Here is a 14,017-nt window from a genome sequence, read left to right on the forward strand (position 1 = left end):
GCTACGCCGACGGGCAGGAGTCGATCAGAGGCCGGGCATCATCACGCCGCGTACTCGGCCCACCGATCCGTGAACGGTACGGCCTCAAGACCCTGGGTGCGGCTGTCACGGACTCTCGTCCTCCGTCAGGTACGTCACGAAGCCGGCCCAGGCGGTGGGGGACACAGTGAAGTGAGGGAGGGAAGGAGTTTTCGAGTCGCGGACTCGGACGGTCGACGGGGCGGTGGCTATCTCGACGCAGGCGGAACCCTGTTCACTGTGGGTCGACTTCTGCCAGGTCGGTTCGGTCATGGTTCGTCTCTCAGATGTCGTGGGCAACGCGGTGGATGAGGTCGAGCGAGGGGGCGGGCTTCAGGGCAACAGCCTCCATTCGGTCCAGGACGATCCGGTACACCTCCAACCGGCCTGCCGCATCGACGAGTTCGCTCCCATGGGCAGTGTCCACCTCGACTGTGTCGAGGGCGGGCACCGGGCCATGGAAGTAGTCGACGGCATGCCCCGTGGTGGGAAACGCGGTGCCGTCGAAGGGGATCACACGGAGGCTGACGGCGGGGTGCCCACTCATCTCGGCGAGGTGGCGCAGTTGAGCCCTGGCTACCTCTCGACCGCCGAACTGCATACGCAGAGCCGCCTCGTGGACGATGGCCGTGTACGGCACCGGCTGTTCGCGGTGCAGGATCGCCTGGCGCTTGATGCGGTGGGAGATGCGGTACTCGATCTCGTGCGGGCGCAGGGCGGGCACCGCTTCACGGAACAGCGCGCGGGCGTGTTCCGGCGTCTGGAGCAGGCCGGGAATGTTGATGACCTGGGTCACGCGCAGCGCCGTGGCGTGGTGTTCCAACTCGGCCAGGTCGAGGAGGCGGGGAGGCAGGGTGTCGCGGTACTCCGTCCACCAGCCTCGCGTACGGTCGGCGGCCATGGCCGCGAGCGCATCGACCAAGGGCTGGTCCGTGCAGCCGTAGATATGGGCAAGCGTATGGACGCGGTCCGTGCTGACACCGAAGCGGTTGGCCTCGATGTTGCTGATCTGCGCCTGTGTCGTCCCCAGGCATCTGGCGGCCTCGACAGCCGGCATACCGGCACGTTCCCGCAGTCGGCGCAGTTCCGTACCGATGCGGAGGCGTCGTGCGGTGGGGGCGGGCCTCGGTGTCATGCCCTCGCTCCTCTTTCGTACGCCTGACGTAGTGGTCACCCACACGAAGGAAACTACTGAAGGTTTTGCTGAACTCTGCAAAACCTTCAGCTCTCGGAGTCTATGGTGAGACTCGTGCCGCCCAACTCGCCCCACCCGTAAGCCGGAAGCGCACCCACCCCGGGCAAAGCCACCGCCGGGCACGGCAGTTGATCACTCACCCCTTTCCCGAAAGGTCCCCGAATGAGCACCGTATCCCCGCCCGACACCTGGACCTACTCCCTCCGCCTCCCCCGTACCCCCGTAGCCGCACACGTCGCACGCATGACCGTACGAGCCGCTCTCACCGCCCACAACATGCGCGACCTGATCCACCCGGTGGAACTGCTCACCTCCGAGATGGTGACCAACACCTACCGCCACACCACCGGCCCCGCCTCCGTACGGCTCACCGCTCCCGGTGACGACCGTCTCCGTGTCGGCGTCTGGGACACACATCCGCACATCCCCGCCGCCTTCGCCCACCCCGTCGGCCACCGGGTCCCTTTTCCGCCGCCCGACGCCGAGGGCGGGCGGGGGCTGTGTCTCGTGCAGGCGTACGCGCACGCGTGGGGCGGCCTGGAGACCCTCGCAGGGAAGCTTCTGTGGTTCGAGGTCAAATCCTGCTGATCATCCTGAATGCCCTGTCCATCACCTTCACCCCTGTATGGAAACCGCGACTTTGTGTCGGCTTGGCAACAGGGAGGATCTGATTTTCCGACGGGGGTTGTATGGGGGACAGGGCCGACCGGCACACTGTCGCCATGAACGATTGGCCCGAGGGATGGTCCGGTGACAACCGGGGCGGACGTGGCAGCGCCGGTGGCGGTCACGGGTACGGCAGCGCGAGCGCACAGCCCGAGGGTGCTCGGGTGATGCGGCAGGTGCAGCGGGGCGGGGCGGGGGCTCCGCCGCCGCCGGGGTACGGGGTGCCGCCTCAGCAACAGCAGCAGTCCTACCAGGGCCAGCCCCAGTACCTGGACCAGGGCGGCGGGCCGCAGAGCCAGCAGGGGTACGACGGGTACAACACCGGCCAGGTGTACGGCGGTGGCGGCGGCCAGGGCGGCGGCGTCGGGCACGCCGGCTCCACCCGCCCCGCGCCGAACTGGCGCAAGCGGATCAAGTGGGGCGCGATCACGCTGGCCGGCGTGCTGATCGTCACGACCGTCGGGACGTACTTCTGGGCGGACGGCAAGCTGCGCCGCGAGGTCGACCTGTCGAAGGTCATCGACCGGCCGAGCGGCGGGGACGGGACGAACTACCTGATCGTCGGGTCGGACAGCCGCGAGGGCATGTCCGCCGAGGAGAAGAAGAAGCTGCACACCGGCTCGGCCGAGGGCAAGCGCACGGACTCGATGATGATCCTGCACGTCGGCGGCAACGGCGACACGCTGATCTCGCTGCCGCGCGACTCGGACGTGGAGCTGCCGTCGTTCGTCGGCTCGGAGTCCGGCAAGACCTTCCAGGGCACCGGCAAGCGCATCAAGCTGAACGCCGCGTACGCCACGGACGGCCCCGAACTCCTCGTACGGACCGTCGAGTTCAACACGGGCCTGCGCATCGACCACTACGTCGAGATCGGCTTCGCGGGGTTCGCGAACATCGTCGACGCGGTCGGCGGCGTCGAGATCACCATCGACAAGGCGTTCAAGGACAAGTACTCCGGCGCCGACTTCCAGGCCGGCAAGCAGAAGCTGAACGGCGAGGAGGCGCTCGCGTTCGTCCGTACCCGGCACGCCTTCGCCGCCTCCGACCTCCAGCGGACGAAGAACCAGCAGAAGTTCCTGGCCGCGCTGGCGCACGAGGTCGCGACGCCGGGCACGGTCCTGAACCCCTTCGCGCTGTACCCGACGCTGGGCGCGGGCCTCGACTCCCTCATCGTCGACAAGGACATGTCGCTGTGGGACCTGGGCTCGATGTTCTTCGCGATGAAGGGTGTCAACGGCGGCGACGGCACGTCGATGAACATGCCGATCTCCGGTTCCAGCGGCGGCAACCTCGTGTGGGACAAGACGAAGGTCAAGCAGCTCGTCAAGGAGCTGAACAACGACCAGAAGGTCACCGTCACCAGTGACTAGGTCTTTCGATGCCGTCCTGTGTGACGTCGACAACGTCATCCGCCGCTTCGACAGCTCCGGCGTCCACGCGCTGGAGCGCGCGGCGGGCCTGGCCGAGGGGACGACGTTCAAGGTCGCGTTCGCCCCGGAGACCGACCTGCCGCTGCTGCTCGGCCGCATCACCGGCCAGGAGTGGGTGTCGCTGATCGCGGAGAAGCTGACGGGGATGGTGGACGAGCCGACCGCCTGGGATCTCGGCCGCGCCCTCCTGGAGTCCCCCTTCCACGCGGACGACGCCGTCGTCACCCTGCTGCGCCGCGCCCGCGTCCACGTCCCCCTGGTCCTGGTGACCAACGCGACGCTGGAGCTGGAGGCGGACCTCGCGGAGATGAAGCTGACCGACCTCGCGGACCACGTCGTCAGCAGTGCCCGGGTGGGCCTCGCGAAGCCCGACCCGCGGATCTACCGGCTCGCCGCCGAGCTGGCCGGGGTGGCGCCGGAGCGCTGCCTGTTCGTGGACGACACGCTGGAGAACGTCGAGGCGGCGCAGGCGCTCGGGATGCTGCCGGTGCACTTCCGCGAGGCGGCGGACCTGGAGCGGGCGCTGGAGCCGTTGCTGGGGTGAAGGGGGCCGCCGTCGATTTTCCGGCCCGTACCCGCAGGTAGGGGAGAACGACCGGCGAAGTCCGTGAAACTGCTGTGAATCTCTTGAGACTTCAAGCTGATCGGTCTTCCCCGCCCGCCCCACGCGTAACAAGATGACGGTCATCTCGGGGGACTCGACCACTCCACTTGCGACCGTCATGCGCATGTCCCCTCCCCGTGGGCCGGCATGCGCGGGGGAAGGCCCACCTTGTCCCAGCACCACCCCGGCCGGCGCCGCCACAGAGCGGCCCTGCTGACTCCCACGTTCGTCGGCGCCCTCGTCCTGGCGTCCGGCACTCCGGCCCTCGCGGCCCAGCCCGCGCCCGGCGCCGATCAGCAGACGTACGCGCCCGGCATCTACTTCGTCCAGCTCGCCGACCAGCCCGTCGCCACCGACCCGGCGACCGCGCCGAAGCCCGGCACCCGGCTGAACACCGCGACCGACGCCGTCCGTGACCTCGTACGCGACCTCAAGCAGGAGCGCGACAAGGTCCTCGACGCGGTCGACGGCGTCAAGCCCCTCTACAGCTACCAGCTCCTCCTGAACGGCTTCGCCGCGAAGCTGACGGCGAGCCAGGCGAGCGAACTGGCCCGTACGCCGGGCGTCCTGACGCTGACCCGGAACGTGATGAGCCACCCGCTGGCCACCACGACGGCCGCGACCGGCGCCCTCCCCGCCGCCGACACCGCCGACTTCCTCGGCCTGAAGAAGCCCGGCGGCCTCTACTCGAAGATCCCTGGCGGCCAGGCCAACGCGGGCGCGGGCATGATCCTCGGTGACCTCGACACCGGTATCGACCCCGCCAACCCGTCCTTCGCGGCCTTCCCCGGGGTCGCCCCCGGCCAGGCGGCCGTCAACGCGAAGTGGAAGGGCGTCTGCGACCCGGGCCAGGACCCGGCGCACCGCGTCACCTGCAACAACAAGGTGATCGGCGCCCAGTACTTCAACAAGAGCATCACCGAGCCGAAGGAGAACGACTGGCCGTCGCCCCTCGACGGCGAGTCCCACGGCACGCACACCGCGAGCACCGCCGCGGGCAACGCGGACATCGCCGCGAGCGTCCCGGACAGCGGGATCTCCGGGAAGATATCCGGCATAGCCCCGGCGGCCCGGATCGCCGCCTACCGCGTCTGTTACACGGACGGCTGCGGGACTGTCGACATCGTCGCCGCGATGGAGAAGGCCGTCGCCGACGGCGTCGACGTCATCAACTACTCGCTCGGCGGCCCCAACACCGAGAAGGCGAACCGCCCCGAGTACCTGGCGATGCTGAACGCGGCCCGCGCCGGTGTCTTCGTCTCCGCCTCGGCCGGCAACTCCGGCCCCGGCACCGCCTCCAACGGCCTCCCGTGGGTGACGACCGTCGCCGCCTCCAGCCACTCCATCGGCTACCAGGGCACCCTGACCCTCGGCAACGGCAAGGCGTACAGCGGCGTCAGCATCGCCGGCACCGCGGTGCCCTCCGCCCCGCTCGTCGACGGCGCCAAGGCCGCCAGGAGCGGCGCCGACCCGGCGAACGCGGGCCTGTGCATGCCCGACACCCTCGACCCGGCCAAGGTCAAGGGCGCGATCGTGGTCTGCGCGCGCGGCGGCAACGCCCGCACCGACAAGAGCGCCCAGGTGAAGGCGGCCGGCGGGGTCGGCCTGGTGCTGTACAACACCCTCGCGACCGACGAGGAGATCGCCGACGCGCACACCGTCCCCGGCGTCCACCTGAACAAGGCGGACGGCGAGGCCGTGAAGGCGTACGCGGACGGCTCCGGCGCGACCGCCGCCCTGGCCGCCGCCCGCGCCGTACGCCAGGAAGCCCCCGTCGTCGCCGGGTTCTCCTCCTCCGGGCCCGACCTCAACAGCGGCGGCGACCTCCTCAAGCCCGACATCACCGCGCCGGGCGTGGACGTCGTCGCGGGCGTCGCCAAGGGCACCCCGGGCTTCTCCGGCGAGCAGGGGATCATGTCCGGTACGTCGATGTCGGCGCCGCACGTCTCCGGGCTCGCGCTGCTCCTGCGCCAGCTGCACCCGAACTGGACGCCGATGGAGGTCAAGTCGGCGCTGATGACGACCGCGACCACCAAGGACAGCGCGGGCAAGCCGATCCAGCGGGCCGGCGGCACCGTCGCCACCCCGCTCGACTACGGCTCCGGGCACGTCGTCCCGACCAGCGCGGCCGACCCCGGGCTCGTCTACAACTCGACGGTCGTGGACTGGGTCGCCTACCTCTGCGCGATCGGGCAGCCGCCGACGACCACCGACGGGCGGAACGTCTGCGCGAGCGCCAGGAAGATCGACCCGAGCGACCTCAACACCCCGACGATCTCCGTCGGTGACCTCGCGGGCGCCCAGACGGTCACCCGGACCGTCACCAACGTCAGCGGCACGAAGGGCGTCTACACCGCGTCCGTCGAGACCCCGGCCGGCTACAAGGCCACCGTCTCCCCGGCCAAGCTGACCGTCCTGCCGGGCCGCTCGGCCACGTACAAGGTGACCTTCACCCGCGCCTCCGCCGCGTACGGCAAGTGGGCGTTCGGGGCGGTCAGTTGGGCCGACGGGAAGCACAAGGTGCGCTCCGCCGTCGCCCTGCGCGCGGCGCAGGTCAACGCGGCCGGGGCGGTCACCGGCAAGGGTGCCTCCGGCTCCGTCGCGCTCGCGCCCAAGGCCGGGTTCACCGGGACCCTCACCACCGCCGTGAACGGGCTCTACGCCGGGACGACGAAGACGGGCACCCTCAAGGGGGCCGGTGACGTCGACCCGTCCAAGCCGGGTCCGAACACCGCCGCGAGCAAGCTGACCGTCCCGGCGGGCACCGCGCTCGCGCGGGTCGCCATCGTGCCGTCCGACTTCAAGGGCGGCGACGTCGACCTGTGGGTCGTCGACAAGGACGGCAACGTCGTCTCCTCGCCCGGCGCCGGGAACGACGAGCACGCCGACCTCGCGCCCGGCACCTACGACGTCTACGTCAACCAGGCGGTCGCGCCCGCCGGTTCCGGCAGCCAGAGCTACACGCTCCACACCTGGCTGATCGGCAAGAACGGCAAGCCCGCGCCGAAGGTGACGGCCACGCCGGCGTCGCAGAAGGTCAAGCAGGGGGCGGTGGCGAAGTCCACGGTGTCCTGGAAGGGCCTCAAGCGCGGCAGCGTCTACCTCGCGCTGGTCTCCTACGGGGACGGCAAGAAGGCCGTCGGTACGGCGACGCTGACGGTCAAGCCGTAGCACCGCCGAAGGGGCGGGCTTCCGGTGCCGGGCACCGGGGGTCCGCCCCTTCGCTCATGGCTTGCGGGCCACCCCCGCGAAGTGCGTCACCGCCCCGATGTCCGCGCCCGCCCCCTCCGGACGCCAGCGTGTGCACGTCACCACGCCCGGGTCCAGCAGCTCCGCGCCCTCGAAGAGGCGGATCACCTCCGCGCGGCTGCGCAGGGTCATCGGGGACGCCCCCTGCGCGTTCCAGTACGACACCGCCTCGCCCATCGCCTCGCCGTCGACCTCCGTCGTCGGGTGGGAGATGACGACGTGGCTCCCCGAGGGGACCGCGTCCAGGAGGCGGCGGACGATCGCGGCGGCCTCGTCGGTGTCGAGGACGAAGTTCAGGACCCCGAGGAGGGTCAGGGCGACCGGGCGGGTCAGGTCCAGCGTCGCCGACGCCTTGCGCAGGATCGTCTCCGGGTCGTGGATGTCGCCCTCGACGAAGACGGCCGCGCCCTCCGGGGTGCTCGTCAGCAGCGCGTGCGCGTGCGCGAAGACGAGCGGGTCGTTGTCGACGCACACGACCCGGCAGGCCGGGTTCACGCGCTGCGCGATCTCGTGCGTGTTGTCGGTGATCGGCAGGCCCGTGCCGATGTCCAGAAACTGCCGGATCCCCGCCTCTCCCGCGAGATACCGGACGGCCCGCGCGAGAAACCGGCGGTCCGCCACCGCCGAGCGGGGCAGGGCGGGAACCAGCGCGACGATGTGGTCGCCGACCTCCGCGTCGACCGGATAGTGCCCCATCCCGCCGAGCCAGTAATTCCATATCCGGGCGGAATGCGACACATCGGACCGGAAGTGAGAAGCCCCGAGCATGGGGACCAAGGTAGATCCGGAACCCCCCTTCCGGGGTCAGGTTTCGGACACTTGTTTCCAACTCCTGACCTTCACAACCGACTTCGTTCCCCCGTAGGAGAGGTCGCCCGGCGCGAGAACGACTTCAGCACACCCGAGAAAACATGACGCCCCCTGTCAGGTATCCCCGGCAAGCTCCCCACCACACCCACCGACCAGGGAGCCCCCATGTCACCGTCGATCACCTTCATCGTCTACGTCACCGACGCCCCCAAGGCCGCCCGCTTCTACGCGGACCTCCTCGACCTCGGCACCCCCACCTTCGAATCCCCCGGCTACATCGCCTTCGCCCTGGGCGACTCCGCCTCCCTCTCCCTCTGGAGCGGCCACGCGGACCCGGCCCCGCATACCCCCCGCACCAGCGAGGTCTGCCTCACGGTCACGGACACCCCGGAGGAGATCGACCGCCGCTTCGAGAAGTGGACGGCGATGGGCGCCAAGCCCGTCACCGAACCGATGGACGCGGTCTTCGGCCGCACCTTCGTGGTCGCGGACCCCGACGGCAACCTGATCCGAGTGGCCCCGACGGACACCTGATGGCCAACAGGTCGAGAGCGCGGGCATGATGACGCCCATGACCACACACCGAAAGGCAGATGCCGCGTAGTCGGCCCGGCGCCCTGCGCGCCGAACAGGGTGGCCCGCGCCTCCGGGAAGCACTGCCGCCAGCGAGGATTCCCGGGATCTCGACCCGTACCGGCCTGGCAGTAGACCGGGTGGAGAGGCTCTCGGGCGACTACTACGTCCACCAGGGAGCCACGGACCGTGCGCTGCGGCGATACCGCGCCTTCCTCGAATCACCGGGACGCAAACCCCTGTACCCGCAGGAGGCGGAGTGCTCGTGCCGGGGCTGCTCCTTCGACGACGTGAGACACGCCCGCGACGTACTCGACGAGGTCCTGCGCCGGTTGCCGGTAGGCCCCCGCGCCGAGCTACGGCGTCAGGTGACCCGCCTGGACGCCGTGTACCGCGGACGGACGCTGCCCGACCCCTTCAGCGACAGCCGGCAGTGGCGGTCCGAGGTCCGGTGGCGCCGAAGGCCGGCGGGAGGCGGGGAGGGCGGATGAGAACCGCCGACCGCCTCCCGCCGGGCAACCGGCACGGCAACGACCACCGCCGAGTCCCACCCACCCCGGAATCGGCACGGGCCGAACCTCAGTCCTCGCACCCCACCTCGTCCCCCCGAAGCACCCCGGATTCCCCGGCCTCCCGCCCCCGAACCTTCCGCACCTCCCCGAACCGCGGCCCGACGACCACCTTGAGCACGGCCCCCAGCCCTTTGACGGCCCGCAGCTCACTGCCGGGCAGCGCGGCGGCCAGGGACCGTGCCGACCGGTCCCACCGGGGGTCGTACATGACCAAAGTCCGGGACACCCGAACCGCGGAGGTCACCGGCTTCCCGTTCGCCCGGAACCCGGCACGGGCCAGCGCGGTGTCGGCCCGCCGCCCCAGCCCGTCGGTCCCGGACCCGTTCTCGACCTGGACGTGGATCAGCGCCGGAGCCACCTCGACGACAGGCACGGCGGCAGCCTTGGGCCGCGCCCCGGCAAGCGGCTTGTCGTCGCGGAGGGCCTGGAAAACCCGCCCGGCACGAACCGGGTCCCACTTCAGCGTCGACCCGATCCCCTTCACCGCGTACCCCATCTCCCCGATGGGCACGGTCATGAACTCGGAGGACGAGGGCGAGAAGTTCCGCATGGCCCGCCCGAGGTCGATCAACTCGTCGGTCCCGAAGCCCCGGTCGGCCCGCACGGAGCCGAGCACGGCCCGCGTCACGTCCCGGAACCGCAGCGGGTTGAAGAGGATCCCGGAGGACGTCGTACGGTCCACCAGGGCGGCCAGGAACCGCTGCTGGCGTTTCATCCGCCCGAGGTCGGAGGAGGCGTCGGCGTGCCGGGAGCGGACGTACTGGAGGGCCTCGCCGCCGAGGAGGGTGTGGGTGCCGGGGGAGAGGTTCAACCCCGTGTACGTGTCACGCAGCGGAGCGGCCGTACAGATCTTCACCCCGCCCAGCACGTCCACCGTCTTCATGAAGCTCGTGAAGTCGACTTCGAGGTAGTGGTCGATCTTGACGCGGGTCATGTGCTCGACGGTCCGTACGGTGAGCTGCGGCCCGCCCTCCGCGTACGCCGCGTTGATCCGGATCGGATGCCCGCGATGCTGCTGCCCGGTGGTGTCGTCGGTGTGCGGGGGCGTGTCGGCGTAGCTGTCGCGCGGCAGGCTGACGACGCTGGCCCGCTCCCGGTCCTCCGAGATGTGCACGATCATGATCGTGTCGGTGCAGTGGCAGGGCGCCCCGCCGAGCCGGTACTTCTGCCGCTCGGCCTCGCTGATCCTGTCGCGCCCGTCGGTGCCGACGAGCAGGACGTTCATGCCGTGCCCCGCGCGCGGCCGGTTCTTCATGTCCTTGAAGGGGTCCACGCGCGCGATGTCCGCGTCGAGGGTGGAGACGACGGAGTGCCCGATCCCGGCGGACGCGAGGACGACGACGGAGAGGGTGGTGGTGAGCCGCAGCGCCCAGCGCGGACGCGTACGGCGGCGCGCGGGGCGACGGGAGCGAGGGGTACGGGGCATGTGGGGGAGACCTCCGGCGGCGGCCGTACGTGGGGGAGCCGTGAGCACCGTAGGCCCATACGATCTTCGGACGGCGGTGGCGCGCATCGCTGTCCCCCGTTCGCGGTAACGTGAGCCTCCTATGAACGCCATGCCCCCCGCCGTGTCCGTGATCATGCCGGTTCTGAACGAGGAGCGGCACCTGCGCGGCGCCGTCCAGGCGATCCTCGCGCAGGCTTACGAGGGTGAGATGGAGGTCGTGATCGCCCTCGGTCCCTCCAAGGACCGCACGGACGAGATCGCGGCCGAGCTCGTCGCCGAGGACCCCCGCGTGCACACGGTGCCCAACCCCACCGGCCGCACCCCCGCCGCCCTGAACGCGGCGATCAAGGCGTCCCGGCACCCCGTCGTCGTCCGCGTCGACGGCCACGGCATCCTCTCCCCGAACTACATCGCCACCGCCGTACGCCTCCTGGAGGAGACCGGCGCGCAGAACGTCGGCGGGATCATGCACGCCGAGGGCGAGAACGACTGGGAGCGCGCGGTCGCCGCCGCGATGACGTCGAAGATCGGCGTGGGCAACGCGGCCTTCCACACGGGCGGTACGGCGGGCCCGGCGGAGACGGTCTACCTCGGCGTCTTCCGCCGCGAGGCCCTGGAGCAACAGGGCGGCTACAACGAGGAGTTCATCCGCGCCCAGGACTGGGAGCTGAACTTCCGCATCCGAGAGGCGGGCGGCCTGATCTGGTTCTCGCCCGAGCTGAAGGTCTCCTACCGCCCCCGCCCGTCGGTGAAGGCGTTGGCCAAGCAGTACAAGGACTACGGCCGCTGGCGGCACGTCGTCGCCCGCTACCACGCGGGTTCCATCAACCTCCGCTACCTGGCCCCGCCCACGGCCGTCGTCGCCATCGCCCTCGGCATCGTGCTGGGCGCGCTGGTCACCCCGTACGCCTTCGCGGTCCCCGGCGCCTACCTCGCCGCGATCGTCGCCGGGTCCCTGCCCGCCGGCAAGGGCCTCGGCCTCAAGGCCCGCGCGCAGATTCCCGTCGCCCTCGCCACCATGCACATGTGCTGGGGCTTCGGCTTCCTGACCAGCCCCAAGTCACTGGCCAGGAAGGTCATCGCGTCCCGTCGGCCGGCGGTCCTCACCAGCTGAACGACGGGTCCACGTGCATGCACTGGCTCGTGTCCGAGGCGTTGATCGCCTGAGCGGTGTCCGGCGCGGTGTTGTCGACGGGCGTGGCCTTCGGCGCCTTGTACGTCGTCCCCGCCCGCCAGTCCGCCCCCACGACCAGCGTCACCCCGGACACATCGGTCGACTTCCGTACGGCGCTCGCGGGGATCCCCAGCACCTTCGCGACCCGCAGCGCGTTGCCCTCCAGGTCGGCGCTCGGATACCGCACGAGGGTCGTCGCCTCGGACGTCCCGGCGGACGGATCCACCACGGCCTGCGCGAACCCCTTGCCCGTCAGCACCCCGGTGACCGCGGTGGCGCGGCCCCGTACGCTTGTGCCGTTGTGGACCTGTACGGCGATCTGCGCGTCCGGGGAGGCGACGGGCGCGACGACGGGGGACGGGCTCGGCGCCGGTGACGCCGTCGCCTTGTCCTTGCCGTCCAGCGCGATGTCCTCGCGGACCAGGCGGAACAGCTTGTCGGCGTCCTCGGTCGGCTCGACGCGGGCGCCGACGTACCGGTTCGGCATCGTCGTCATCGTGATCCGGTCCGTCGGGACCTTCTGCAACTCCGTCGCCAGGTCGTACATCCTCGTGATGCTGCCGAGCCCGTCGTCGACGGTGATCGCGCTGGTCGCCGCCTCCGCGAGCTTGCGCAGCTTGTTGGGGCTGGTGAGCTTCGCGTTGGAACGCAGCTCCCGGACCATCGAGTTCATGTACATGTGCTGCGCCTTGGCCCGCCCGAGGTCGCTGCCGTCCTCGAACCCGTACCGCGTCCGCAGCCACTGCAACGCCTGCTGCCCCTTGATCGAGTGGGTGCCCTCCGGGAGCTTCAGCCCCGAGCCCTTGCCGGTGGAGGTGTGCGAGTAGATGTTGGCGTCCACACAGACGGGTACGCCGCCGACGGCGTCCGCCATCGACACGACCCCCGAGAAGTCGATCATCATGAAGTGGTCGATGTGGATGTCGGTGAGCTTCTCCCAGGTCGCGACAGTGCACCCCGGCCCGCCCCGGCCCAGCGACTCGTTGGTCATGGCGCGGGTGCTGGCCCGGTACGTCTCCTTGGTGTCGGGATCCGTGCACTTCGGAATGGACAGCAGGGTGTCCCTGGGCATGCTCACCACGGACATGTTGCTGCGGTCCGCCGACACGTGCAGCAGCATCTGCACATCGGCCAGCGGCGGCCCCCCGAACGTGTCCTTCGCCCCCCCGAGCTTCTGGTTCTCCTCGGTGTCCCGGGCATCCGACCCGATCAGCAGAATGTTCAACGCCCGCTGCCCGGCGGAGTTCACCTTGGTGGTCGCCGCACGATCCTTGGCGTCCCCCAGATTCAGGTCATCGCTCCGGATGTTCCCGTTCAGATGCCGGTAGTACAGATACCCCGCGCCGGCGGTCCCGAGTATCACCACGGCCAACACAGCAGCAGACCACCGAAGCACCCGCCGCCGCCGGGTACGCCGGGGAGGGGAGGGAGGTATGGAAGCAGCCGCGGTGCCGGGGGACGCCGCTTGCTGGGCGGGGGTTTCCTCGGAGGAGGCGGCCGACGGGGTGGAGGGCTCCTCGGAAGGGGCTCCCTTCGCGGCCGGGGTCTTTTTCGGGGTCTCCCCCAGGGCCTTCTCCGGGGCCTTCTCGGAGGGGGCTTCCTGAGGGGCGGGAGTCTCCTTGGAGGGGGTTTCCTCGGAGGGGGTTTCCTGAGGGGTGGGAGTCTCCTCGGCGGGAGCTTCCTCGACGGGAGTTTCCTGCGAGGCGGGAGTTTCCTCGGAGGGGGTTTCCTGCGAGGCGGGAGTCTCCTCGACGGGAGTTTCCTGAGGGGCGGGGCTGGCACTCTCCCCCGGATCCGCCCCGACAGAGGCGGTGCCTCCAGCCGCGTCCCCCTCCACAGCGGACACCTTCCCGCCGACGGCCTCCCCGATGGACGACGGCACTTCTGCGGACCCCCCTTCAGCCGGCGCCTCCCCCGAAGACACCTCTCCCGCAGACGCGTCCTCCACGGGCGCCTCCCCCTTCACCGCACCGCTCTGCGCCATCCCCTGCCCTCCCCGGACCGGGACCACCCCGGACCGACCCGACCCGGTGCGTCGCCCGCGTCATCATCTGAGACACACGGGAGCGCCCGCGCGTTGTACAAGACGGCCAAGAGCGCCCCGGGTTCACCGCCGAGGGCAACTAGGCCACGCTCTTACCGTTCCGTTACCGAACACCCCCGGCCCACAACCCGCCTGCCCCCACAACCCCCGCTCACGCGACCACCGAGAACACGGGCTCGCACGACGCCTTCGCACAGGACCTCACCGGGACCAAAGCTCATAGGGGACCAGGGGA

The 14,017-nt window shown here is 70.5% G+C and carries 12 protein-coding genes; 7 read left to right on the forward strand and 5 right to left on the reverse strand.

What is annotated here, in order from left to right; all coding sequences use genetic code 11:
* Positions 1–105: 105 nt before the first annotated feature.
* Together ACLZOT_RS32030 and ACLZOT_RS32035 are read right to left on the reverse strand one after the other, a co-directional pair.
* Positions 106–291, reverse strand: a complete 186-nt coding sequence (locus ACLZOT_RS32030; protein ID WP_416972606.1) for a DUF397 domain-containing protein — start codon at positions 289–291, stop codon at positions 106–108.
* A 10-nt stretch (positions 292–301) separates the two neighbouring features.
* Positions 302–1,153: a helix-turn-helix domain-containing protein gene (locus tag ACLZOT_RS32035; RefSeq protein ID WP_416972607.1), complete on the reverse strand. Its 852-nt coding sequence runs from the start codon at positions 1,151–1,153 to the stop codon at positions 302–304.
* Positions 1,154–1,375: 222 nt separating this feature from the next.
* Here ACLZOT_RS32035 and ACLZOT_RS32040 point away from each other — a divergent pair, with 222 nt between their 5' ends.
* The 4 genes from ACLZOT_RS32040 (at position 1,376) to ACLZOT_RS32055 (ending at position 7,084) form a co-directional block, all read left to right on the forward strand.
* A complete protein-coding gene (locus ACLZOT_RS32040) occupies positions 1,376–1,801 on the forward strand; it encodes an ATP-binding protein (RefSeq protein ID WP_416972608.1) in 426 nt (141 codons plus the stop codon).
* Between the two features lie 134 nt (positions 1,802–1,935).
* The gene (locus tag ACLZOT_RS32045) at positions 1,936–3,249 is read left to right on the forward strand and encodes an LCP family protein (RefSeq protein ID WP_416972609.1); all 1,314 of its coding nucleotides are present in this window, start codon (positions 1,936–1,938) and stop codon (positions 3,247–3,249) included.
* Entirely contained in the window at positions 3,242–3,853 is a 612-nt protein-coding gene (locus ACLZOT_RS32050; RefSeq protein WP_416972610.1) for an HAD family hydrolase, read from the forward strand. Before ACLZOT_RS32045 ends, ACLZOT_RS32050 begins: the two co-directional genes overlap by 8 nt.
* A 228-nt stretch (positions 3,854–4,081) precedes the next feature.
* Positions 4,082–7,084, forward strand: coding sequence for a S8 family serine peptidase (locus ACLZOT_RS32055; protein ID WP_416972611.1), 3,003 nt, complete (start codon positions 4,082–4,084; stop codon positions 7,082–7,084).
* Between the two features lie 54 nt (positions 7,085–7,138).
* On the opposite strand, the gene ACLZOT_RS32060 is transcribed toward ACLZOT_RS32055, so the two are convergent.
* Entirely contained in the window at positions 7,139–7,930 is a 792-nt protein-coding gene (locus ACLZOT_RS32060) for an SAM-dependent methyltransferase (RefSeq protein ID WP_416972612.1), read from the reverse strand.
* Between the two features lie 207 nt (positions 7,931–8,137).
* Here ACLZOT_RS32060 and ACLZOT_RS32065 point away from each other — a divergent pair, with 207 nt between their 5' ends.
* Together ACLZOT_RS32065 and ACLZOT_RS32070 are read left to right on the forward strand one after the other, a co-directional pair.
* Entirely contained in the window at positions 8,138–8,506 is a 369-nt protein-coding gene (locus ACLZOT_RS32065; RefSeq protein ID WP_416972613.1) for a VOC family protein, read from the forward strand.
* A 179-nt stretch (positions 8,507–8,685) separates the two neighbouring features.
* The gene (locus tag ACLZOT_RS32070) at positions 8,686–9,036 is read left to right on the forward strand and encodes a hypothetical protein (protein ID WP_416972614.1); all 351 of its coding nucleotides are present in this window, start codon (positions 8,686–8,688) and stop codon (positions 9,034–9,036) included.
* Between the two features lie 88 nt (positions 9,037–9,124).
* Here the strand turns inward: ACLZOT_RS32070 and ACLZOT_RS32075 are convergent, their stop codons facing one another.
* A complete protein-coding gene (locus tag ACLZOT_RS32075) occupies positions 9,125–10,543 on the reverse strand; it encodes an LCP family protein (RefSeq protein WP_416972615.1) in 1,419 nt (472 codons plus the stop codon).
* Positions 10,544–10,664: 121 nt separating this feature from the next.
* Between ACLZOT_RS32075 and ACLZOT_RS32080 the strand changes: the two genes are divergently transcribed.
* Positions 10,665–11,678 (forward strand): glycosyltransferase family 2 protein, encoded by a 1,014-nt coding sequence (locus ACLZOT_RS32080; RefSeq protein ID WP_416972616.1) that lies wholly within the window; start codon positions 10,665–10,667, stop codon positions 11,676–11,678.
* On the opposite strand, the gene ACLZOT_RS32085 is transcribed toward ACLZOT_RS32080, so the two are convergent.
* Positions 11,668–13,173, reverse strand: coding sequence for an LCP family protein (locus ACLZOT_RS32085; protein WP_416972643.1), 1,506 nt, complete (start codon positions 13,171–13,173; stop codon positions 11,668–11,670). The genes ACLZOT_RS32080 and ACLZOT_RS32085 overlap by 11 nt on opposite strands.
* Positions 13,174–14,017: the final 844 nt, after the last annotated feature.

The organism is Streptomyces sp. 4F14, assembly GCF_048159485.1.
Taxonomy (GTDB): Bacteria; Actinomycetota; Actinomycetes; order Streptomycetales; family Streptomycetaceae; genus Streptomyces.